General features: G+C 63.0%; 20 protein-coding genes, 1 pseudogene and 1 riboswitch. Of the genes and pseudogenes, 7 read left to right on the top strand and 14 right to left on the bottom strand.

All coding sequences use genetic code 11. The features are described 5' to 3' along the window. Positions 1 to 9: 9 nt before the first annotated feature. The 4 genes from HP546_RS05645 to HP546_RS05630 all read right to left on the bottom strand — a co-directional run bounded on the left by HP546_RS05645 (position 10) and on the right by HP546_RS05630 (position 2,829). Positions 10 to 618: a YqiA/YcfP family alpha/beta fold hydrolase gene (locus HP546_RS05645; protein ID WP_172220893.1), complete on the bottom strand. Its 609-nt coding sequence runs from the start codon at positions 616 to 618 to the stop codon at positions 10 to 12. Positions 619 to 882: 264 nt separating this feature from the next. Further along, positions 883 to 1,683 carry a 3',5'-cyclic-AMP phosphodiesterase gene (cpdA, locus tag HP546_RS05640; protein WP_172220890.1) on the bottom strand — a complete coding sequence of 267 codons (801 nt, stop codon included), beginning with the start codon at positions 1,681 to 1,683 and terminating at the stop codon, positions 883 to 885. Between the two features lie 85 nt (positions 1,684 to 1,768). Continuing rightward, positions 1,769 to 2,221, bottom strand: a complete 453-nt coding sequence (locus HP546_RS05635) for a DUF1249 domain-containing protein (protein ID WP_172220887.1) — start codon at positions 2,219 to 2,221, stop codon at positions 1,769 to 1,771. Continuing rightward, the gene (locus HP546_RS05630; RefSeq protein ID WP_172220883.1) at positions 2,212 to 2,829 is read right to left on the bottom strand and encodes an NUDIX domain-containing protein; all 618 of its coding nucleotides are present in this window, start codon (positions 2,827 to 2,829) and stop codon (positions 2,212 to 2,214) included. The genes HP546_RS05635 and HP546_RS05630 overlap by 10 nt, the downstream gene beginning before the upstream one ends. Before the next feature lie 185 nt (positions 2,830 to 3,014). Between HP546_RS05630 and HP546_RS05625 the strand changes: the two genes are divergently transcribed. Further along, positions 3,015 to 3,761: an RsiV family protein gene (locus HP546_RS05625; protein ID WP_172220880.1), complete on the top strand. Its 747-nt coding sequence runs from the start codon at positions 3,015 to 3,017 to the stop codon at positions 3,759 to 3,761. On the opposite strand, the gene cytX is transcribed toward HP546_RS05625, so the two are convergent. Next, entirely contained in the window at positions 3,730 to 5,013 is a 1,284-nt protein-coding gene (gene cytX / locus HP546_RS05620) for a putative hydroxymethylpyrimidine transporter CytX (protein WP_172220877.1), read from the bottom strand. The genes HP546_RS05625 and cytX overlap by 32 nt on opposite strands. A gap of 175 nt (positions 5,014 to 5,188) precedes the next feature. Then, the gene (thiC, locus tag HP546_RS05615) at positions 5,189 to 7,069 is read right to left on the bottom strand and encodes a phosphomethylpyrimidine synthase ThiC (RefSeq protein ID WP_172220874.1); all 1,881 of its coding nucleotides are present in this window, start codon (positions 7,067 to 7,069) and stop codon (positions 5,189 to 5,191) included. Positions 7,070 to 7,226: 157 nt separating this feature from the next. Continuing rightward, positions 7,227 to 7,333, bottom strand: a riboswitch (TPP riboswitch). A 160-nt stretch (positions 7,334 to 7,493) separates the two neighbouring features. Between thiC and HP546_RS05610 the strand changes: the two genes are divergently transcribed. Beyond that, complete coding sequence (locus tag HP546_RS05610; RefSeq protein ID WP_172220871.1) at positions 7,494 to 8,927, top strand: TolC family outer membrane protein; 1,434 nt, start codon at positions 7,494 to 7,496, stop codon at positions 8,925 to 8,927. Between the two features lie 41 nt (positions 8,928 to 8,968). Here HP546_RS05610 and HP546_RS05605 read toward each other — a convergent pair whose 3' ends face one another. The 3 genes from HP546_RS05605 to HP546_RS05595 form a co-directional block, all read right to left on the bottom strand. Continuing rightward, positions 8,969 to 10,309, bottom strand: coding sequence for a hypothetical protein (locus HP546_RS05605; RefSeq protein WP_172220868.1), 1,341 nt, complete (start codon positions 10,307 to 10,309; stop codon positions 8,969 to 8,971). A 72-nt stretch (positions 10,310 to 10,381) separates the two neighbouring features. Continuing rightward, on the bottom strand, positions 10,382 to 11,653 hold the full coding sequence (gene waaA, locus HP546_RS05600) for a lipid IV(A) 3-deoxy-D-manno-octulosonic acid transferase (RefSeq protein ID WP_172220865.1): 1,272 nt from the start codon (positions 11,651 to 11,653) through the stop codon (positions 10,382 to 10,384). An 11-nt stretch (positions 11,654 to 11,664) separates the two neighbouring features. Continuing rightward, complete coding sequence (locus tag HP546_RS05595; RefSeq protein ID WP_172220862.1) at positions 11,665 to 12,555, bottom strand: LysR family transcriptional regulator; 891 nt, start codon at positions 12,553 to 12,555, stop codon at positions 11,665 to 11,667. 87 nt (positions 12,556 to 12,642) lie between these two features. Between HP546_RS05595 and HP546_RS05590 the strand changes: the two genes are divergently transcribed. The 4 genes from HP546_RS05590 (at position 12,643) to HP546_RS05575 (ending at position 16,143) form a co-directional block, all read left to right on the top strand. Beyond that, entirely contained in the window at positions 12,643 to 12,975 is a 333-nt protein-coding gene (locus tag HP546_RS05590; protein ID WP_172220859.1) for a multidrug efflux SMR transporter, read from the top strand. 162 nt (positions 12,976 to 13,137) lie between these two features. Beyond that, positions 13,138 to 14,313 (top strand): FAD-binding oxidoreductase, encoded by a 1,176-nt coding sequence (locus HP546_RS05585; RefSeq protein ID WP_172220857.1) that lies wholly within the window; start codon positions 13,138 to 13,140, stop codon positions 14,311 to 14,313. Next, positions 14,310 to 15,122: an aldo/keto reductase gene (locus tag HP546_RS05580; RefSeq protein WP_172220854.1), complete on the top strand. Its 813-nt coding sequence runs from the start codon at positions 14,310 to 14,312 to the stop codon at positions 15,120 to 15,122. Before HP546_RS05585 ends, HP546_RS05580 begins: the two co-directional genes overlap by 4 nt. A gap of 52 nt (positions 15,123 to 15,174) precedes the next feature. Then, positions 15,175 to 16,143, top strand: coding sequence for a metal ABC transporter ATPase (locus tag HP546_RS05575; RefSeq protein ID WP_172220851.1), 969 nt, complete (start codon positions 15,175 to 15,177; stop codon positions 16,141 to 16,143). Between the two features lie 64 nt (positions 16,144 to 16,207). On the opposite strand, the gene hldE is transcribed toward HP546_RS05575, so the two are convergent. The 3 genes from hldE to HP546_RS05560 all read right to left on the bottom strand — a co-directional run bounded on the left by hldE (position 16,208) and on the right by HP546_RS05560 (position 20,760). Then, entirely contained in the window at positions 16,208 to 17,629 is a 1,422-nt protein-coding gene (hldE, locus tag HP546_RS05570) for a bifunctional D-glycero-beta-D-manno-heptose-7-phosphate kinase/D-glycero-beta-D-manno-heptose 1-phosphate adenylyltransferase HldE (protein WP_172220848.1), read from the bottom strand. Positions 17,630 to 17,760: 131 nt separating this feature from the next. Next, the gene (gene msbA, locus HP546_RS05565; protein WP_172220845.1) at positions 17,761 to 19,569 is read right to left on the bottom strand and encodes a lipid A export permease/ATP-binding protein MsbA; all 1,809 of its coding nucleotides are present in this window, start codon (positions 19,567 to 19,569) and stop codon (positions 17,761 to 17,763) included. 15 nt (positions 19,570 to 19,584) lie between these two features. Beyond that, the gene (locus HP546_RS05560) at positions 19,585 to 20,760 is read right to left on the bottom strand and encodes an O-antigen ligase (RefSeq protein ID WP_172220842.1); all 1,176 of its coding nucleotides are present in this window, start codon (positions 20,758 to 20,760) and stop codon (positions 19,585 to 19,587) included. A gap of 100 nt (positions 20,761 to 20,860) precedes the next feature. On the opposite strand from HP546_RS05560, the gene HP546_RS05555 reads away from it, so the two are divergent. Further along, the gene (locus tag HP546_RS05555) at positions 20,861 to 21,466 is read left to right on the top strand and encodes a toluene tolerance protein (protein ID WP_172220839.1); all 606 of its coding nucleotides are present in this window, start codon (positions 20,861 to 20,863) and stop codon (positions 21,464 to 21,466) included. 3 nt (positions 21,467 to 21,469) lie between these two features. On the opposite strand, the gene HP546_RS05550 is transcribed toward HP546_RS05555, so the two are convergent. Then, positions 21,470 to 22,561 (bottom strand): glycosyltransferase, encoded by a 1,092-nt coding sequence (locus HP546_RS05550; protein WP_172220836.1) that lies wholly within the window; start codon positions 22,559 to 22,561, stop codon positions 21,470 to 21,472. 37 nt (positions 22,562 to 22,598) lie between these two features. Further along, positions 22,599 to 22,832: pseudogene (locus tag HP546_RS05545) on the bottom strand (glycosyltransferase family 2 protein); the annotation flags it as partial.

The raw sequence follows: 22,832 nt of genomic DNA, 5'->3' as shown, positions 1-22,832 counted from the left end.
GCAGGGAAGTCAAAATACAGAAAAATCGAGCGCCGCATACTGCCCGCGGGCGATGCCGGCGAAGGCCAGCAGTGCCGGCAGGCGCTCGGCAAAGCCCTGGAAGCTGTGATCGCCCCCGGCCTGGATGCGCAGGGCACAGGCACGGTAATAGTGCTCGGCATGGCGGTAGTCCAGGGTTTCATCGGCGGTCTGCAGCCACACTTGATAGCGGCTGGCGTCCGCCGGGGCTGGTACTTCCAGCTCGGCCAGGGCCTGCACGTGATCGTGGGTCAGCTCCCAGGTTTCACCGCTGTAGTGATTGCGCTGGGTACCCAGGTAGCCGTCGAAATGCTTGTGCGGCGTTACCGCCGGGTTGACCAGCAGGGCCTTGAGGCCAAAGCGCTCTGCCAGATGAGTGGCATAGTAGCCGCCGAGCGAACTGCCCACCAGTAATGGCGCGCCCAGCTCGGCGATCGCCGCTTCCAGCTGGGCAATGGCCTGCCGCGGGTGATGGTGCAACGCCGGCAGGCGCAGTTGGGCCGACAAGCCCAGCTGCTGCATCACAGCCTCGAGCTGGCGCGCCTTGGTCGAAAGCGGCGAGCTGTTGAAGCCATGGATATAGAGGATGGAACCCGACATGCTGCCCCCGGAGTCTGTGGCTTCGCGCCTGGTGATGCCGGCGCAGGGACGCGCAGTGTATCGCGTTCGACGGGTTTTGACGCAGTGTCACGGGTTTCGCAACAATTTCTTCCAGAAAGCCGGGGCCGCTGCGCGCCCCATCGCCGGCAAGCCAGCTCCCACACCTACCGCGTTGGCCTCAGGCAGGCAGCACAGGGTCTGAGGCCGGCGCGGCAGATGTGGGAGCTGGCTTGCCGGCGATGGGCTGCGCAGCAGCCCCATTCTTCAATACCCCGGGCTGTCGAAGTCCAGCTTCACCGCAAAATCCAGCGCCCGTTCCACCCCGGTGTCCAGCCGCCCGTCGGCATGCAGGCGCAACCAGCGATACCCAGGCTGCTCCTCGCTCACCTGAAATTCCTCGCTGCGCGCCGCGAACTGGATGCAGGTCGAAGGCGTGGCCAGCAGACGCCGGCCGTTTCGCACTTCATCCCACGGCTGATGCACATGCCCCCACAGCAACGCCCGCACCTGCGGATAACGCTCGACGACAGCGAACATTGCCTGGGCATTGCGCAAGCCGATCGGTGCAATCCAGGCACAGCCGATATCCACAGGCTGATGATGGAAACACACCAGGCAATGCCGCTCGCCCGCCCCCTTGAGGGCCGACTCCAGCGTCGCCAGCTGATCCTCTTGGAGAAAACCGTGCGGCGCCCCGTGCACCGCCGTGTTGAGCATGATGATGCGCCACCCGGCAATATCGGTCACAGCCTGGACCAACTCCGGCGCCACCTGCGCCATGACCTGGGCCTCGTCATGGTTGCCCGGCAGCCAACGGGTGGGCACGCCAAACGGCGCGGTCAGCTCGCGAAATGCTTCATAAGACGCCACGCTGGCATCCTGCGACAGATCGCCAGTGCACAACAGCAGGTCGACAAGCGGTTGCTCGCGGCGCACCTGGGCGACCACATGGCGCAGGCTGTCACGGGTATTGAGGCCCAGCATGCTGCCAGCCGGGTCGGCGAACAGGTGGGCATCGGTCAGTTGCACCACATGCACGGGGCGCGATTGGTCTGGCTGCGGCAACGGCCGTCTCCTCGAACGGATTCAGCAGCAATTATGGCCGTGGAATGCTTGCGAGCAAACACCCGCAAGCCACCCACGTCACAATTCAGCGAACGCTTGCCAGTTCGTGCCCGCAGGCCAGGCAGTGGCTCAGCCATTCACCGAGGAACAGGTTGAGCTGGGCCTTTTCATCCGGCTGGTGCATGCCTGCATTGGGATAGGGGTAGATGCTGCGCAGGCGCCGGGCATGTTGGGCGCTGATCACTTCGGCCATGCGTGCATCGTGGTAAACCTGCACTTCCAGATGCGGTACCGGCAACCACGGCAGGCTGTGCTCCTGGCGCACGTGCAAGGTGGTGGTGTACGGGCAGGCCAGCACCACGTCGAGCACCAGCACGCCGAGCATCTGGTCGCCCTGGGTCATGCCGATGCGGCGCGAGCTCTGGGTGGTGCGCATGTCGGGCAACAGGCGCATCAGCCGGGCGTAGTTGGCCTCGCAGGCTGCCTGCAGCCCGACCAGGTCGACTCGATAGCGCTCGCGCAGCAGGTTCACTTCCACATACCTCGTACTTCGTCACGGTTCAGCGCCAGCCATTGCAGGCCGATGATGGTTGCCGCGTTGCAGATGCGCCCATCGCGCACCGCCTGCAGGGCATCCTCGAACGACCACACGCGCACACGGATGTCTTCGCCCTCTTCTTCCAGGCCATGCAGGCCACCGGCACCCTCGCTGCTGCAGCGGCCAAGGAACAGATGGACGTATTCGTCACTGCCGCCGGGCGAGGGGAAATAGCGGGTCATCGGCCACAGGGCACTGAAGGTCAGGCCGGCTTCTTCGTCGGCTTCGCGGTGGGCGACGTCTTCGGGTTGCTCGTCCTTGTCGATCAGGCCGGCGACCATCTCGATCAACCAGGGGTTGTCGACCTTGCCCAGGGCACCGACACGGAACTGCTCGATCAGCACCACTTCATCGCGCTGCGGGTCATAAGGCAGCACGCACACCGCGTCATGGCGCACGAACAGTTCGCGGCTGATCTCGCGGCCCATGCCCCCGGCAAAAAGTTCATGGCGCAGGCGCAGCCTGTCGAGCTTGTAGAAGCCCTGGAAGCAATTGGCCCGCTCGATGATCTCGAAGCCCTTGGGCACTGAATTGAACGCGTCTGACATGGAAACCCTCATTACCTCAAATACCGCTTCGCGCCATCCTACTCTGCACGCCTGTCGGTTTCACCCCTTTCTGGCAACCGTTCGCACACTCGTTACAGCACGTCTTCACTCTGTTAGCTTAGTGGCGAACTGAAGGCCGCGCAGACGGTCAAAGGCCGACTTTTCCCTGTTCTGCAAGGATCATCATGACACTTGTCAAACTGACTTCCGTGGCCGTGCTGGCACTCGCCCTTGGCGCCTGCCAAAGCCTGTTCACGCCAAGCCACCGGGCCCCGCTGGAGGTCAAGCGCGACGCCTGGGAGCATGTCAAACCTGGCTGCAGCGAGAGCGACTGCCCGCTGGTGAACATCGACATGATCCATTTCCCGGCCCTGCCCAAACTTGATGGCATCGTCGAAAAGCGCCTGCTGCAGCTGACCGAAGACAATCAGCATGGCACCGCGCCAAGCACCCTGCAGGCCTATGAACAGCAATACCTGGCCAGTGCCGACAAACGTAACAGCAGCTACCTGCAAGCCAAGGTACGCGAACAGCATGACGGGCTGGTGATCATCGAGTTGTCCAGCTACCTGGACAGCGGCGGCGCCCACGGCATGCCCGGGCGTGGCTTCATCAACTATTCGCGCAAGCTGGACAAGGTGTTGACCTTGCAGGACATGCTGGTGCCAGGCCAGGAGGACACCTTCTGGAAAACCGTCGAGGAGTCGCACCGCGCCTGGCTGATCAGTGTAGGCATGGACAAGGACGCCGAGTTCGTCAAGACCTGGCCATTCAAGCAGTCGCCGCACGTCGCCCTGACGTACGGCGCGGTGGTGGTCAAGTACGAGGTCTATGCTATCGCGCCCTACTCCATGGGCCACGTGGAGCTGAAAATCCCCTACCCGCGCCTGAACGGCGTGCTCAAGCCTGAGCTGTTTCCCGGCCGCGGCTGAAGCTCAGCAGCCCGTGCAGTAGCCCTGCCAGCACCAATGCCGGCAGGGTCGCCCCCAGGTCAGGTGCCTGCGCGGCAATCACATGGTAAGCCACAACGCCCACCGCCCAGGCCAGCAGCGCCTGCCAGTGCAAGCCACCCACCTGTGCCGGCAGGCGGCGGCGACGGACCACGTAATGGTCCATCAGCACTACGCCGAACAACGGCGCGAACACCGACCCGATCAGCAACAGGAAATTCTCGTACTGTGCCAGTGGCGCCAACAAGGCAATCAGGGTGCACAGCACGCCGATGGCCAGCGCCAGGTGCTCGACCTTCAGCGGCAACAGCACACCGGTGGAAACCGCTGCCGAATGGATATCGGCAAAGGCCTTTTCCGACTCGTCGAGCAGGATAAGCAGCAGCGGAATGCCCATGCCGGCGCCCGCCAGTGCCAGCAGCAAGGCATTGACCTCGCCATTGGCGGCAAAGGCCAGGGTGTAGGCCACACCCAGGCTCATCAGCCAGGTGTTGCCGATGAAATAGCCGATCACCGTGCCGCCGAACACATGCTTGCCGTTGCGGGCGAAACGCGAGTAGTCGGCGATCAGCGGTAGCCAGGACAGCGGCATGGCGATGACGATGTCGAAGCCCACGGCCAGCGACATCGAACCGTCCCCCGCACGGCTCCACAACTGCGCCAGGTCGGCCTTGGCGAACAGGTTCCAGGTCAGCCACAGGCAAGCGCCCAGCAGCACCCAGATGCCCCAGGCCCGCAGCACCTTGCGCACAAACGCCAGCGGGCCGCTGACCGCCAACAGGGTGGCCAGGGCGCCGAAGCACAGGGTCCAGAGCATCGGGCTGTTCCAGGCGCTTTCTGCGCCGAACGCGCGCGCACCCAGCAGGCTGGCGGCATCGCGCATGACAATGATCTCGAACGCGCCCCAGCCCACCAGTTGCAGCAGGTTGAGCAGCGCCGGCAGGCGCGCGCCATGGCCGCCCAGGCTGAGTTTCAGGGTGCCCATGGCAGAAAGGCCAGTATCGCTGCCGATGACGCCGGCGGCGCCCAGCAGCAGCACGCCGACACCAGTACCCAGAGCGATGGCCAGCACTGCGCCGGCGAGGCCAAGGCCCGGCGCCAGCATGGCGCCGACCTGCAGCACCATCAGGCCGATGCCCAGGGAGAACCATAGCGAGAACAGGTCGCGGGCGCCGAAGATGCGCTGGTGGGTGGGGACCGGGTGGTCGGGGGAAAACTGGCTAGGCGTGGTCATGCTTGTTGATACTCGGCAAAGTATTGGAATGTACGCGGTCGCTGTAGGAGCGGCCTTGTCTCGCGAAAGGGCCGCAGAGCGGCCCCAGGTTTTCAGCTTCACAGCTGAAATTGCCGGGGCCGCTTCGCAGCCCATCGCGACACAAGGCCGCTCCTACAAGGGGCAGCGCAGCGGTTTAGACTTTGTGGTACAGCTGGCTGCCTGTCTGGCGGAACCGCTCGGCCTGCTCGCGCATGCCTTGCTCGGCCGTGACGTCGACGGCTTCGATCTTGGCGGCGTACTCACGGACTTCCTGGGTGATCTTCATCGAGCAGAACTTCGGCCCGCACATCGAGCAGAAGTGCGCGACCTTGGCCGATTCCTTCGGCAAGGTTTCGTCGTGGAAGGCACGCGCGGTGTCCGGGTCCAGGCCCAGGTTGAACTGGTCTTCCCAACGGAATTCGAAACGCGCCTTGGACAAGGCGTTATCGCGAATCTGCGCGCCCGGGTGGCCCTTGGCAAGGTCGGCGGCATGTGCAGCGATCTTGTAGGTGATGATGCCGGTCTTGACGTCGTCCTTGTTCGGCAGGCCCAGGTGCTCCTTGGGCGTGACGTAGCACAGCATGGCGCAACCGAACCAGCCGATCATCGCCGCACCAATGCCCGAGGTGATGTGGTCATAGCCCGGGGCGATGTCGGTGGTCAGCGGGCCGAGGGTGTAGAACGGCGCCTCGTCGCAGCACTCCAGCTGCTTGTCCATGTTCTCCTTGATCAGCTGCATCGGCACGTGGCCGGGGCCTTCGATCATGCACTGCACATCGTGCTTCCAGGCGATCTTGGTCAGCTCGCCGAGGGTTTCCAGCTCACCGAACTGTGCGGCGTCGTTGGCGTCGGCAATCGAGCCAGGGCGCAGGCCGTCGCCCAGCGAGAAGCTGACGTCGTAGGCCTTCATGATTTCGCAGATTTCGTCGAAGTGGGTGTACAGGAAGTTTTCCTTGTGGTGCGCCAGGCACCACTTGGCCATGATCGAGCCACCACGGCTGACGATGCCGGTGACGCGCTTGGCGGTCAGCGGCACATAGCGCAGCAACACACCAGCGTGGATGGTGAAGTAGTCCACGCCCTGCTCGGCCTGCTCGATCAGGGTGTCGCGGAGCAGCTCCCAGGTCAGGTCCTCGGCCACACCGTTGACTTTTTCCAGGGCCTGGTAGATCGGCACCGTACCGATCGGCACCGGCGAGTTGCGGATGATCCATTCGCGGGTTTCATGGATATGCTTGCCGGTGGACAAGTCCATGACCGTGTCCGAACCCCAGCGGATGCCCCAGGTCAGCTTGGCCACTTCTTCCTCGATCGAGGAGCCCAGGGCGCTGTTGCCGATATTGCCGTTGATCTTCACCAGGAAGTTGCGGCCGATGATCATCGGCTCCACTTCCGGGTGGTTGATGTTGGCCGGGATGATCGCCCGACCACGGGCGATTTCCTCACGCACGAATTCGGCGGTGATTTCTTTCGCAATGTTGGCACCGAAGCTGTGGCCGGCATGCTGATCGTTCAGCAGGCCTGCGGCGCGGGCCTCCTGCAGCTTCATGTTTTCACGGATGGCCACGTATTCCATCTCGGCGGTGATGATGCCCTGACGGGCATAGTGCATCTGCGAGACGTTGGCACCGGCCTTCGCGCGGCGCGGGTTGCGCACATGGGCGAAGCGCAGCTTGGCCAGGTCGGCATCGTTCAGGCGCTGCTGGCCAAAGTCGGAGCTCAGGCCGCCCAGGCGCTCGGTGTCCCCGCGGTCGTCGATCCAGGCCGAACGCACGTCGGCCAGGCCCTTGCGCACGTCGATGATCACATCAGGGTCGGTGTACGGGCCGGACGTGTCGTAGACCAGCACCGGGGCGTTGGTCTCGCCACCGAAATCGGTCGGCGTATCGTCCAGGCTGATTTCGCGCATGGGTACGCGAATGTCCGGGCGCGAGCCTTCGACATAGACCTTGCGCGAACGCGGGAACGGTTGCACGGATTGCTGATCGACTTGTGCCGATTCGCTGAGGTTGATCGCTTTTTCTTGTTTGCTCATCACAGGCTCTCCAGACGGCTTCCTAGCAGTGGAATGTCGGGGATGAACCTGAAAGACGCGGACGCAGCCCTTGACGGGTGCAGTGCCGGATATGGGGGTGCCTGAAAGCTGCATGCAGCTGTGACAATCCCGGACCTGGCACAAGAGGCTCCCCGGGAAGGCGAGCAATCTTGTTCCCTACGCAGGCGCTAACCTGATCAGGTTCAACGGGATCCGCACCTCTGCGATCTCAGCCTTTGATTCAAGGCACCCCGACAAGAACACGCGCAGTCTAGACTGGAGTGGTCGGCAAAGCCAAGCGGGTAAATGCGCGGATGATGAAAGGCGTACCGAGCGATTGTTGCCGGGGGCGCATGGCACTACACTGGCGCATCGCTCGATACTCAACAGTTCAGTAATTAAATTTCGTACAAGGATTGCCTCTATGCTGCGCAAACTCTCACTGGCGATAGCCGTGTCTTGTGCGTCCAACGGAGTGGCCTGGGCAGCGGACGTGCCCCAAACGGTGAAGACCGACCTGGTCAGCGTCTACCAGGAGGCGGTGGACAACAACGCCGACCTGGCCGCCGCCCGCGCCGACTATGGCGCACGCCGCGAAGTGGTGCCGCAGGCCCGCGCCGGTTTGCTGCCCAACCTGTCGGCCGGTGCCGAAATGATGAACACCCGCACCAAGCTGGACGAACCGTCGATCACCTCCAACCGCAGCGGCAATTCCTGGAGCGCTACCCTGGCCCAGCCTATCTTCCGCGCCGATCGCTGGTTCCAGTTGCAGGCTGCCGAAGCCGTCAACGAACAGGCGGCGCTGGAGCTGTCGGCCACCGAGCAGAACCTGATCCTGCAGACCGCGCAGAACTACTTCGCCGTGCTCCGCGCCCAGGACAACCTGGCCGCGACCAAGGCTGAAGAAGCGGCCTTCAAGCGCCAGCTGGACCAGTCGAACGAGCGTTTCGATGTGGGCCTGTCGGACAAGACCGATGTGCTGCAATCGCAGGCCAGCTACGACACGGCACGCGCCAACCGGATCATTGCCGAGCGCCAGGTGCAGGATGCCTTCGAAGCACTGGTGACCCTGACCAACCGTGAGTATTCGTCGATCCAGGGCGTGGTGCATACTTTGCCGATCCGGGTGCCTACGCCCAACGACGCCAAGGCCTGGGTCGAAACTGCCGGGCGCCAGAACCTCAACCTGCTGGCGACCAACTACGCCGTTTCTGCCGCCGAAGAGACCCTGCGCCAGCGCAAGGCCGGCCACGCGCCAACCCTGGACGCAGTCGCCAAGTACCAGAAGGGTGACAACGACAGCCTCGGCTTCACCAACCCGTCGCAGCTGGGGGTGCGCTACAGCGGCGATGTCGAGCAGACCAGTGTCGGCCTGCAGTTGAATATCCCGATATACAGCGGCGGCCTGACCAGCTCCCAGGTTCGCGAGGCCTACCAGCGCCTGAGCCAGAGCGAGCAACAGCGCGAGAGCCTGCGCCGCCAGGTGGTGGAAAACACCCGCAACCTGCACCGCGCGGTGAACACCGACGTGGAGCAGGTACAGGCACGCAAACAGTCGATCATTTCCAACCAGAGCGCACTGGAGGCCACTGAAATCGGCTATCAGGTGGGTACACGCAACATCGTCGACGTGCTCGATGCACAGCGCCAGCTTTACACCTCGGTGAGGGATTACAACAACAGCCGCTATGACTACATTCTCGACAACCTGAGCCTGAAGCAGGCGGCCGGCACACTGAGCCCGCAGGACTTGCAGGACCTGGGGCGGTACCTGAAGGCCGACTACAACCCCGACAAGGACTTCTTGCCGCCGGACCTGGCCGCGGCAGCGGCAAAGAATTTTGAACGCAGGCCGTGACCGGGCGGGCACGGGCCGTACAGGCCCGTGCCGTCATGGCATCAGTTGTCTATAGAAACGCAACGTAACGTAGAGAATCTGTAGTCATTGCCAACGCTCGCGGGATTGGAATTGCTGATATCAACGCGCAGCTCTTCTCCCCGCGCCTCGAAGATCCCCCGGTACTCGCGCCAGTCTTGATGATTGAGCCATGTTTCGTCGATTATGAATTCCGTGCCATTGCTCACTGATAGACGTGCCTCGTTGATAGCGTTGTTTGATCTTACGCGAATCGTGAACTCGAACTTCACGCCAGATGCAAGGCCACGATAAATTTTTGACAGAATGATTCCGTGATGGGTGAAATTTGGATGAGTCGGAAAGTTTAGTACATAACCCTCGCCATTTTCCTGGACTAGATCTACCCGATCAGTTGTCTCAGGATTCAGCTGCCATCCATTGTAATTCTTATCGACAAAGTCGGTAGTGTCGTCAAATACCTCATAGACACTTAAATCATCAATTAACAACCCTGCTGCGCGAAAAGTGGGTTTGTTCCTGCCGGACAGCCCAATTTTCTGATTAACAGCCGACTGGGTTAATCCCACCCACATGAGCAATCTATCCCACCAGGAAGGAGTGGATGCGATAAAAGGCCATGCCAAGGCCTGCCAACTTACCGAGTTCACCTCCTGTTCTATACCACCCTGTGTAAGAACAGTAACGGTTGCTACCTTGAGCTTACCCAACCGCGCCTTGGCACGGAGTTCGTACTTGGCGCCAGGTTTCAACGCATAGCTTTTCCTGATCAGCCCTCCCAAAAAATTGCTTGGCTCGTCGAAGCCCAACCCATATTGTTTGTCAGGCAGAGCAATGCGAGTGAGCTTGAGCCCATTCGTTTCTCGCTCCCAGCCGTTCCAGTCATCGGTATCAAAATCCGTCCGATCGACCTCCTGCTCGGGGCCATCAGTGCAATACAGATTCAGGTCGTCCAGCACAAAGTTGCCACCACTGACACTTGAATAGGCTTCGTACTCATAGCGAAGTTCGACGGTGTGGATTTGTTTGCTGGCCTTGAATCTCAGCACGAATCGCTGCCATTCATCGCGCTCGATTTCCCAACGATCGTACGCGACGCCATCAATACAGAAGCGCACGTGCTGGCTGCCTGTGCCCACTTCCTTGCCGCGACTCAGACGTACGCTCAATACATAGTCTTTTCCTGGCTGTAGCCTGCCGAAAACCTTGCTCAGCAGTACGCGCGACGCCTCGCTGCTGTCCGGCACCGTGTAGTTGAGATAGAAACCGCCCTCATCGGCAACCAGCCCCAACTGCTCATCGCCAAGGTCCGTCTGCCAACCATTCCAGTTCGCGCTATTGAAGTCCGTATGATCGTGGAACATTGGCGCAGCCTCCATCACCAGGGGAGGCTTAACGCTAGAGCAAACGCAGGTGCGCGAAAACTGGCAAAAATATCAGGTCAGATAACGGCCAAGCCCTGTCAACAACCGCTCCAGCGCCCCTTGGTTGGCACGCATCACCGCCCTGCCCGCCTCGCCCATGCGCTGAGCATCCTGTGGCAACTCCACCAGGCGGCGCACAGCCCCGGCCAACCCGTCAGCATCGTCCACCTGCTGCAACGCCCCCGCCTCGCGCAGCATTGCGCTGATCTCGAGGAAGTTGAAAACGTGCGGGCCCATGATCACGGGCAAGGCCAATGCCGCAGGCTCCAAGGGATTATGGCCACCGGTGGCGACCAGGCTGCCACCGACGAAGGCGATGTCCGCCAGTGCGTAGAGGAACAGCAACTCGCCCATGGTGTCGCCCAGTAGCACCTGGGTCTGGGCATCTACAGGGGTACCGGCAGAGCGCCGTACCGTGGCGAACTGCTGGCTGCACAACGCATGCACCGCAGGGAACCGCTCAGGGTGGCGCGGGACCAGCACCAGCAGCGCATCCCCGTGCAGCTGCAGCAACTGGCGATGGGCCTGCAGGATCAACGCGTCTTCACCCTCGTGGGTACTGGCCGCGATCCACACCGGGCGCTGCAAGGCGCCCCACTGCTCGCGCAAGTGGCGAGCGCGCGGCAGCAGTTGTTCGTCTACCTTCAAGTCGAACTTGATCGATCCTGTCACCTGCACGCTTTCCGGGCGAGCACCCAGGTCGCGGAAGCGCTGCGCTTCGGTTTCGGTCTGTACCGCAATCAGGCTCATCTCGGCGAGCATCGGCCGGGTCAGGTTGGCGAAACGGGCATAACCACGTGCCGAGCGCTCGGACAGCCGAGCATTGGCCAAGGCCACCGGGATGCCGCGCCGGGCGCATTGATGAATGTGGTTGGGCCATAGTTCGGTTTCCATGATGATGCCCAGCTTCGGCTGCACATGATCAAGGAAACGCCCCGCAGCCCAAGGCAGGTCGTAGGGCAGGTAGCAGTGCTGAACGCGCGGTTCATCGGCAAACATGCTGCGAATGCGCTCGGAACCCGTTGGGGTCATGCAGGTAAGCGTGATCGGCAGCTCCGGGTAGGCCTTGAGCAAGGCACGCACCATCGGCGCGGCAGCAATACTCTCGCCAACCGACACTGCGTGCACCCATATACCGCCCTGGCGCATGGCCGGCAGCTGCAGAGCAAAGCGTTCGCCAATCCGTTTGCCATAGGCTGGAGCCTTGCGCGCGCGCAGGAACAGGCGCAGCGCAACCAGCGGCAGGCCCAGGTGAAACAGCAAGGTATAAAGTGTTCTGTTCATGGCAGCGGAGTTTACCCGATCGCGCGCAGGTGCACTGCAAAGCGCTCGGCCAGCCACTGCGCGGCCGGGCCCAGCGGTTCATCACGGCGCCAGGCCAGCTCTGCCACCAGTGCCGGCGGGCGCCATTCGCTGTCCAGCTCGACCATGTGCGCCTGATAGGTCGGGTACTGCACCACGTGCCGTGGCAGCCAGGCCCAGCCCAGCCCGCGCATCAGCAGTTCGGCCATGGCGTAGAAGCTGTCTGCACGCCACACCTGCGGGCTGATCGCCTCACCGCCCGGGTAGCCGCTTTGTTGCGGTGTAATCAGCAACTGACGGTGGCGGGCCAGCTGCTGGCGGGTGACCCGGGGTTCGCCGGCAAGCGGGTGGCCGGCCGCACACACCGTGACCATTTCCACGCTGCCCAGGGCACGTCGCTCCAACGAAGCAGGGATGCTTTCGTGGTGAAAGAACAGGCCCAGATCAGCGCGCCGCTCCACCAGCTTGCGCGCCACATCGCCTTGGGCGCCGCTGGCCAGTTGCACTTCCAGGAATGGGTAATGGCTGGCAAGCTCGTCGAGGCTGTCGATGACTGGCTGGTAGGGCATGGCTTCGTCCTGGGCCACTCGCAGCAAGGCCTCCTGCCCGCGCATCAATGCCAGGGCGCGCCCGTCCAGACGTTCGCACTGTCGCAACAGTTCGCGGGCATCCTCCAGCAGCGCGCTGCCGTTATCGGTCAGCTTCGGTTGCCGACCACTGCTGCGATCGAACAGGGTTACCCCAAGGTCGGTTTCGAGCAGGGCGATGGCATTGCTGATGGCCGACTGGGCCTTGCGCTGCTCACGGGCCACGGCCGAAAACGAGCGCAATTCGGCGACGCGCATAAAGGTACGCAGTTGTTCGAGATTCCACTGCTCGGCCATCGACCTATCTCCCGTATAGATAGGTAATGACTTTACCGCATCCGGCCAACCTCTAGAATGCCCGACCAGTTACCGGAGGATCCTGCCATGAATGCCTACACCTACCTCGCCATCGCCATCTGCGCCGAAGTCATCGCCACTGCCTCGATGAAGGCGGTCAAAGGGTTCAGCACGCCGTTGCCGCTGCTGCTGATGGTGGTGGGCTATGGCATTGCGTTCTGGATGCTTACCCTGGTGGTGCGCAGCATACCGGTGGGGATTGCCTATGCCATCTGGTCGGGGCTGGGTATCGTGCTGATCAGCGTGGCGGCGCTGGTGGTGTACGGGCAGAAGCTGGATGTGCCGGCGATGCTGGGGATGGCCATGATCGTGGGTGGCGTGGTGGTGATCCAGCTGTTTTCGAAGACGGCTGGGCATTGAGGTTTTCCATGAGGGCCCCATCGCCGGCAAGCCAAGCTCCCACAGGAAAAGCATTGACCTGGCGGCCTGCGCGAACCCTGTGGGAGCTGGCTTGCCGGCGGTAGGGCCCTCTTGGGGATACCCTGTATACTTGCCAGCTGTCCCAGTCTTCGAGGTACCGCCATGCCATCCGCCATTTCCACTGACGTACTGATCGTCGGCGCCGGGGTCGCAGGCCTCTGGCTCAATGCCCGGCTGCGTCGCCAGGGCTACTCGACAGTGCTGGTGGAGCGCGCCATCCTTGGCGGCGAACAGACCATCAAGTCCCAGGGCATCATCCATGGCGGCACCAAGTACGCCCTGCACGGCGCCCTTACCGGTGCATCGGAAGCCATCGCCGACATGCCGCGGCGCTGGCGCGAAGCGTTGAGCGGCAGCGGCGAGCTGGACCTGAGCAGCACCCGCCTGCTGTCCGATGCCCACTACCTGTGGTCGCCGGGCACCCTGGCCGGTAACCTCACCAGCTTCTTCGCCAGCAAGGCCGTGCGTGGCCGGGTCGACCAGGTAAAAGGTGAGCAACTGCCGCCGGCGCTGCAAGACCGTGCGTTCAAGGGCAAGGTCTATCGCCTGGCGGAACTGGTGATCGACGTCCCCACCCTGCTGGCCAACCTGGCCGAGCTGGCGGGTGACAGCCTGCTGGCCGGTGAGCACGTCGAACCCCTGCGCGAAGGCGACGAGCTGGTCGGCCTGCGGGTAGATGGCCGCGACATCCGCGCCCAGCGCATCGTGCTAAGCGCCGGCGCCGGCACCGAAACGCTGCTGCATGCCCTGGGCGTGAACCAGCCAGCCATGCAGACCCGCCCGCTGCATATGGTGATGGCCAAGGGCACCAACCTCAAACCGCTGTACGCCCACTGCCTGGGCGGCGGGCCCAAGCCACGGGTGACGATTACCACCCACCCGGCCGCCGATGGCCAGTGGGTCTGGTACCTGGGCGGCGACCTGGCCGAAGCCGAGGGTGTTGCCCGTGAGCCGGCCGCGCAAATTGCTGCAGCCCAGAAAGAAATCGCCAGCCTGTTGCCATGGGTCGACCAGAGCCAGATGCGCTGGGCCACCCTGCGAGTCGACCGTGCCGAACCGGCACAATCGGGCCTGGTACGCCCGGACAACGCCTTCCTCGCCGAGCAGCAACGCCTGCTTGTCGGCTGGCCAACCAAGCTCGCGCTGGCCCCGGACTTCAGCGACCGGGTCATCAGCCATTTGCAGCGCGACGGCATTCGCCCGCAGGCACAGGCCGATTTGGCCGGCCTGCCACGCCCACCGCTGGGCGTGCCGGCCTGGGAGCAATTGCTGCCATGAGCCTGCCAACCCTGCACAACCTCCTCCGCCCCCTGGGCAGCACTGGCCTCAAGGTTTCGCCGCTGGGACTGGGCACGGTCAAGCTCGGTCGCGACCAAGGCGTGAAGTACCCCACCGGCTTCACCATTCCCGACGATGACGAAGCACGCATGCTGCTGGCCCAGGCGCGCGAGCTGGGCATCAACCTGATCGACACGGCGCCGGCCTATGGCCGCAGCGAAGAACGCCTGGGCCCGCTGCTGCGCGGCCAGCGCGACGAATGGGTGATCGTGAGCAAGGTCGGTGAAGAATTCGACGCTGGCCAGTCGCACTTCGACTTCAGCGCTGCCCATACTCGCCGCTCGGTGGAGCGCAGCCTGCGCCGCCTGGAGACCGACCGCATAGAACTGGTGTTGGTGCATTCCGACGGCAATGACCTGGCGATCCTCGAGCACGAGGAGGTGTACCAGACCCTGGCTGCACTCAAGCAGGAAGGCAAGATCCTCGGCTTTGGCCTGTCCGGCAAGACCGTCGCCGGCGGCCTGAAGGCGCTGCAGCAGGGCGACTGCGCCATGGTCACCTACAACCTCAACGAGCAGGCAGAGCGCCCGGTGCTGGACTACGCTGCCGAGCACGGCAAGGCCATCCTGGTGAAAAAAGCCTTGGCCAGCGGGCATGTCTGTCTCGCCCCGGGCGTCGACCCGGTGCAAGCCAGCTTCGAACTGCTGTTCGCCCACTCGGGCGTCAGCAGTGCTATCGTCGGCACCATCAACCCGTTGCACCTGGCCCACAACGTGGCCACCGTCGCCCGTATCCTGGGCCGGCATTGAGTTACCCCTGGCTCAAGGGCCTGGAGACTGACCCGAGGCAAGGAGGAGCATCGTGGCGCGAACGCTGATCCGCAAGAACCCGAGCAACTTCAAGACACTGCCCCTGCATGTAGAAGCCACGCCCGAGGGCCTGATCTACCAGAGCATCGGCATGCCGCTGAACTTTGCCCAGACCCAGCAGCGGCGCAAAGCCATCCAGCTGCCGGACGCGCAACGGTTCGTGGTTGAACTGGCCAACCTGGGTGTGTCGGTGCGCCTCACCCTGCAGTGGCAGAACCGCGACTATTGGGTACTGGTACGTCAACGTCGGCAAGACCGCGGCGACGTGGTTCTGAAACTGATATCGGGTTATGTGCCAGCGCAGGAGCTCAACCTGCCGCTGCATACGGCCGTGCAGGAAGTAGCCGAGGAGTGCCTGCTGGAAACCCCCGAGGGCTGGCTGGGTGGGCGCTTCAACGACACCTGGCTACCGGTACCCTACGCTGCCGCCCTGCATTACCGGGAAAACCCGCACTTCGTGCTGGCCCCGCAGTCCGGCGCCGCCCGGCCGGTGCACTGCGGCAGGTTGATGCTACTGGAGCGGCCGCGGGCTTATGTGCACCTGCCCACCGCTTCGTTGCAGCTGATCTATGACATGCGCCTGCAGGTACCGCGGGAAGCCAAGAAGCTCAGCCTGTTCCACGTCGATGAACGGCTCGAGGGCAACCAGCTTGTAGCGCGGCTCAACCGCAAACGGCCGGACCTGTATCTGATGCCCCTCAAAGACGGCCAGCCACTGGCAGAGCTGTATACGCTGAAGAAAGACGAGCTGGTGCCGGCGAGCACTCGTGGGCTGTACCTGGCCGAAAGTTTTGCGCGGCAGGACGGTTGGGTGGTGACGGACGAGCGGGTGCGCTGGAAGGATTGGGTGAAGCAGCAGGGGCTGGTGGAAAGCACGCGGGCGCGGGCGTCGCACTTGCAGCGCTTTGGTGACAAGGCCCGGGCACTGCTGGAGCGGGCACGTACTTCACTGCATAAATAACTGGGACCGCTATGCCGCCCTTCGCGGGCATGCCCGCGAAGGGCGGCATAGCAGCCCAAAAGCATCAGTTTTTGCGAATCTTCTCGACAATGGCAGTAGTCGAGCTGTTCTCGACCAGCCCCAGCACCTTCACGGTGCCGCCATAGCCCTTGACGATATCGGCACCCACCACCTGGTCGATGCCATAGTCGCCCCCCTTGACCAGCACATCCGGCTTGACCTGGCTCAGCAGGTTCTCCGGCGTGGCCTCAGGGAAGCTGATCACCCAGTCCACCGCGCCCAGGCCGGCCAGCACAGCCATGCGCCGGTCGACACTGTTGATCGGTCGGCCGGGTCCCTTCAGGCGGCTGACCGAGGCGTCGTCGTTGACCGCGACGATCAGGCGATCACCCTGGGCCCGCGCCTGCTCCAGGTAGGTGACATGCCCAGCGTGGAGGATGTCGAAACAACCGTTGGTGAAGACGATCTTCTCTTTGTGTGCGCGCGCATCATCGATGGCCAGCAGCAGCTGCTCCAGGCCCAGCACACCCCGCTCGGAGCCTTCTTCACGCTGGATGGCCCGGCGCAGTTCAGGGGCGCTGATGGCCGCCGTACCCAGCTTGCCGACCACGATACCCGCCGCCAGGTTGGCCAGGGCCACCGCATGGGGCAGGTCCTCGCCAGCGGCGATAGCTGCTGCAAGGGTGGAGATGACGGTATCACCGGCACCGGTGACATCGAATACTTCCCGCGCCCGCGCCGGCAGGTGCAGGGCCGGCTGGCCCGTGCGCAGCAGGGTCATGCCGTGCTCGCCGCGGGTTACCAGCACGGCACCCAGGTCCAGGTCCAGCAACAGCTGCAGGCCCTTGGCAACCAGCTCGGCTTCATCGGCGCAACGGCCGACGATGGTCTCGAACTCGCTGAGGTTCGGCGTGATCAGGCTGGCGCCACGGTAGATGGAGAAGTCCTTGCCCTTGGGGTCGGCCAACACCGGAATGCCTTTGGCCCGCGCCGCCTGGATCAGGCTCTGGTGGTTTTTCAGTGCGCCCTTGCCATAGTCGGACAGGACCAGCACCTTGACCCCCTCGAGCAGGCCGTCAACCTCGGCGCCCAGCGACAGCGGGTCGGTGGCGAACGGCTCTTCGAAATCAATGCGCAGCAGCTGCTGGTGACGGCTCATGACCCGCAGCTTGACGATGGTCGGCTGGTGCGCAATGCGCTGGAAGACCGAGCGTACGCCGGCAGCCTGCAGGCTGTTGGCGAGGCTGTCGGCAGCCTCGTCCTGGCCGGTGACACCGATCAGCGACGCCGGCGCACCCAGCGCGGCGATGTTCAAGGCAACGTTGGCCGCGCCGCCGGGGCGATCCTCGATTTGATCGACCTTGACCACCGGGACTGGCGCTTCAGGCGAAATACGCGAAGTACCGCCATGCCAGTAGCGGTCGAGCATGACATCGCCGACCACCAATACCGGGGCTTGATCGAAACGCGGCATGGACAACTTCATGGGCAACCCATATGGAAATAATGAACAGGGGCAGGATATTAGCACAGGGTAGACGACGGCTTTATGGCCAGATCATCCCCGGAAAATTCCCGTGACAATCGGGGGCCATCACGGCCCCGATCAAGGAGGGTTCAGGTGATATCGGCCTTGGCCGGCTCATCCAGGCCCATGGCATGCAGGCGGGCATAATGGCCATTGGCTGCAAGCAGCTCGGCATGGGTGCCGCGCTCGACCAGACGGCCCTGGTCCATGACCAGGATCTGATCGGCCTTCTCGATGGTCGACAAGCGGTGCGCAATCACCAGCGTGGTACGGCCTTGCATCACATGATCCAGGGCAGCCTGGATATGCCGCTCGGACTCGGTATCCAGCGCCGAGGTGGCTTCATCGAGGATCAGCAAGGGCGCGTTTTTCAACAGCGCGCGCGCAATTGCCAGACGCTGGCGCTGGCCACCGGAAAGCAGCACACCGTTTTCACCGACGTCCGTATCAAAGCCTTTCGGCAACTGATCGACAAACTCCTTGGCGTAGGCATCGGCCGCAGCGGCCTCGATATCTGCGCGCGGCGCGCCGGCCAGGTCGCCGTAAGCGATGTTGTTGGCTACCGTGTCGTTGAACAGGGTGACGTGCTGGGTGACCTGCGATACGTGGCGGCGCAGGTTGCGCAGGCGATAGTTCTCGATCTCCACGCCGTCCAGCAGAATCTGCCCTTGGTCGTGGTGATAGAAGCGCGGGATCAGTGCCGCCAGGGTCGACTTGCCGCTGCCGGAGCGGCCAACCAGGGCGATCATCTGCCCGGGCTCGGCGGTGAAGCTGATGTCGCTCAGCACTTCACGCTCGGTGCCCGGGTACGTGAAGCTCAGGTTACGCACTTCAAGGCGCCCTTCTACCCGCTCCTTCTCGATGGTGCCGGTGTCCACTTCCGGCTCTTCGTCCAGCTGCTCGAAGATGCTCTCCGCGCCGGCCAGGCCTTTCTGGATGGTCGAACTGACTTCCGACAACTGGCGAATCGGCTTGGGCAGCAGGCCGGCGGCAGTGATATAGGCCACCAGGTCGCCGGCGGTGGACTCACCGCGCAGGAACAGCACCAGGAACATCAACGCGGCCATGGCGCTGTAGATCACCAGCTGGAGCATCGGCGTGTACAGCGAGCCGGTCTTGGTCATGCGCAACTGCTTGTCGGTGTTGCTCTGGCTGGCCTTGCTGAAGCGCTGCTCCTCGTAGGCCTCGCCACCGAAGCTGCGGACCACGCGGTAGCCCTGGATGGTTTCCGAAGCGACGTGGGTGACGTCCCCCATGGCCACCTGGATCTTCTTGCTCTGCTTGCGGAATTTCTTGCTGGCGACGCTGACCATCACGGCGATCACCGGCAGGATGGCAACCATCACCAGTGTCAGGTGCCAGTTCATCCACAGCAGGTAGGCAAACAGGAACACCACGGTCAGGCCTTCGCGAATCACCACCTTGATAGCATCGGTGGCAGCACCGGTGACCATGGTCACGTTGAAGGTGATGCGCGAAATCAGGTGCCCGGAATTGTGGTTGTCGAAGTAGCGGTTCGGCAGCACCAGCAGCTTGTTGAACAGCTCCACCCGCAGGTCGTGCACCAGGCACAAGGACACCTTGGCCAGAAAGTAGTTACCCAGGAAAGAGCCAAGCCCCTGCCACGCGGCAATCAGGATGATCAGCAGCGGCACCGCCTGCAGTAATTGCAGGTCGCGCAGGTAGGGCACGTTGGGGAACAACACAGCCTCGGGATTGCTAAGCCCGTCGACGAAATACTTGAGGATGCCGGCCAGCATTGGCTGGGTCGAGGCAAAGATCACGAAACCGACAATGCTCAGCAGGAAAATGCCGACATAGGGTTTCACATAGCCCAGCAGCCGGAAGTAGATCTTCAGGCTGGAGGTGGGCTCCGCCGGTCGCGGTGTTTCGGCCATTATCGAGCTCGCTGTTCAGGTTGAACCGGAAATTTTACCACAGGCGCCATTTTCGGCACGCCCCCATGGCAGCAACATGGCAAGGCCCACCGGCAGCCAACTGATGAACCACTCGGCACGCGGTGTTCCGGTGAGGCTGGCGGCGTCAAACTGCATGGCCAAGGTCGAGTACACCCAGAAACCAAGCAGGAGCTTGCCGAGCAACGTTGCGCGGGCGCGGAGGATTTCAGCCAGGGCAAACAGCCACACGGCTACCCACAGCAGCATACCGGGCAGGCCCATTTCCACCGCGGCGTGGGTGAACATGTTGTGAGTATGCTCGAACTGCTGGCCGGCTGCGTTGACATGGTAGCCAGCCCCCAGACCCAGCCCGGTCCAGGGATGTTCGGCAATCATGTCGAGTACGGCATGGAAGATCTCCGGACGGTAGGACGAACCGCGCTCGGCAATCAGGTCGTACACCGTGGAAAGCGCCAGGCCGGTAGCGAAAACAGCGAGGATGGAAAATACCCTACTGTGGCGGTCGCGGAACCACAGCGGTGCGATCACGACGGTAATCACCAAAGCCAGAATCGCGCCACGGCTCTGGCTGAGGATCACGAACGCCCCCAGGCAGGCCAGTGCTGCCAGCCACGCCAGTTGCGTGCCGCGCTGGCGAGGCGGCTGGTAGAGCAGGAACAGCACAGCCGAAGCGATGACATACGCCCCCAGGATGGGGTGGGATATTTCACCGATACCCGCCAGCCTGAGCCGCCATGGCATCTCCTGCAGCCCGTAGAAGTTGATGACCGACACCAGCGCGGCAATCGCCAGCAATGCACTGCCGAGCTGCAGCAGCTGGCGGATGCGCGTCAGGCCAGCCTGGGCCAGCAACGGGAACGCCAGCAGGAATACCAGGATATAGAGCAGACGCTTGATTTCGCGCCCAGGATCTTCGGCAGGCGACCAGACCAGGCTGACCCCGCTCCATGCCAGCAGCAGCAACACGCTTGTCCACAGCGCCGGCTGGCGCTTCCAGGCCTGTGCCAGCACGTCGCGAGCCGACCACGCCAAGAGCAGCGTCGGCAGCCACAGGAACAACACCAGCCCCTGTTGATAAACCTTGTTGCTCGGCGCCAGGGCAATCGCAGCCAGGAACCAGACCAGACCCAACCCCAACCAGGCTCTTGCCCAGCTTTTCTGATACAACATCCTTTCCCCCGATGAATCAAAAACACCATCCATGGTGCTACAGCATTATTTTCGGCATTATTGCCGGTCATTTTGCTCGCCAGACGACAAGGCCCTATTCATGCAATGCTCCCGGCTCACCCAGGTCGACTTCGATCAGCTGACACTCGGCGCACAGGTACTTGAGGCAGACAGCCATGGCGCCAAAGTCTACCTGCTCGAGGATGGAAATTTCCTTAAGGTTTTTCGTAGGAAAAGACTGATTTCATCTGCGCTGCTGCGCCCGTACTCGCAGCGCTTTGTCGATAATGCCGCACGCCTGGCGCAATTGGGCATTCCCACCCTCGAGGTAATCAGCCAGCACAAGCTCGACCTGCCAGGCCGCACCGCCGTGCTTTATCGCCCGCTCCCAGGGCGTACGCTGCTGCAGATGTCGCGCGATGAAGGTTTCAGCTGGGACATCTACCTGCCCCGGCTGATCGAACTGATCCGTCAGTTGCACCGTAGCGGGGTTTACTTCCGCTCGCTGCATCTAGGCAATGTGGTAGTCACCCCCGACCAGCGCCTGGGCCTGATCGACGTGGCCGACATGCGCTTCCTGCGCCCGCCGCTTTCGGCACGCATGATTCGTCGCAATGTGCAGCACATGGTGCGCTATATCGAGCGGGAGAACCTGGGTGACCAGTTCCCCCTCGCCGCATTCGAGGCAGCCCTGCTGGCCCGCTGAGGCTCAGCTGCGCAGCAGGCTCTGCGAGCCATTACAAAACGCTTGCCAGGCCTGCTCAGGCGCCAGCGCCTGGCGTTGCCTGGCGGCGACCGCCGGAGCACTGAGCGCCGCGCAGCGCGCGATCGCCTCGGCCCAGGCGCTCTGGTCGGCAGTGGGCAGGTAGCCACCGGTGTCACCCAACTGCTCGCGGAACACTGGCAGGTCGCTGCACACCACTGGCACATCGGCCATGACCGCCTCCTGCACCACCAGCCCCAGGCCTTCGGAACGCGAAGGCACCAGTAGCCAGTCGAACGCTCGGTACAGTTGCTGCAGGTCTTCACGGTGGCCGCACAGGTGAACCCGGCCTGCAAGGCCCAGCGCTTCGATACGCTCCTGCAGCAAGGCATGCAGGGGGCCTTCACCAATGATCGCCAACTGCAGGCCCGGTTGCCGTGCACTGGCCTTGGCGAATGCCTCGATCAGCATCTCGAAGCCTTTGCTTTCCACCAGGCGCCCGACTGCGCCCAGCATCACTGCGGCTGCCTGTGGCAAGCGCAGCACCTGCCTGGCCATGTCACGAGTCAGCAGCGGCTCGACGAATGCCAGCGGGTCAAGCGCCATGCGCAACGTCTGCACCGGCCTGCCGAGGTCGCGCTCCAGCGACTCGGCCAGGGTATGCGACACCGCCGCGATACTCAGCCGCTCGGGCGCCAGCATGCGCAACAGCCGCACATCGCTGGCGTTGAGCCGGGTCTTGCCATGGAACAGCACCTTGGCCCGTACGCCGGGAATATTCTGCAACAGCGGCAGCACCAGCCGTGCGACGCCAATGCCATCGAGCAGCACGATCTCTGCCTTGGCTTCGGCCAGCGCCTTGCGCAAGCGCATGCGCAGCCACGGCCGCAGCAGGCGCCAAAGGTGTCGGCCTTTCAGGGCACGTGGCGGCATGTGCCACTCCCGGGTCGAGCCAAGCCCGCAGCAGAGCCCGCTACCCAGCAGCAGCCAGTTACTGATCCGCGCATCGGCGCCCGCGTGCGACAGCACCTGCCGGTGCACTTTGTGGATGGACATGTACGGCGTTCCACCCGCCCACATCATATTGACGATGTTCATGGGCCCTCTCCCGCGCATGTCAGGTGGGACAGCGACATCAGTGAACAAAAATGGTGATACCCATGCCGATCAAGGCACCCGCCACCAGCGTCAATGCCAGTTTCATTCGATCACGTTGACGACGCTTGGCCTTGCGCTCCACTTCGATGGGCAAGGTCACGTGATTACCAAATCCGGTGTGTAAGACTGCATCACCCTCCAAAGTGACCGCTGTCAGATTTAACTCAGCGTAGCGCCGGGAAAGCGCCTTCTCTCCAGCATAGGCGGCAAA

Source organism: Pseudomonas sp. CM25, assembly GCF_013179705.1.
Classification (GTDB): domain Bacteria; phylum Pseudomonadota; class Gammaproteobacteria; order Pseudomonadales; family Pseudomonadaceae; genus Aquipseudomonas.
This window is presented reverse-complemented; position numbering and strand designations above follow the sequence as displayed.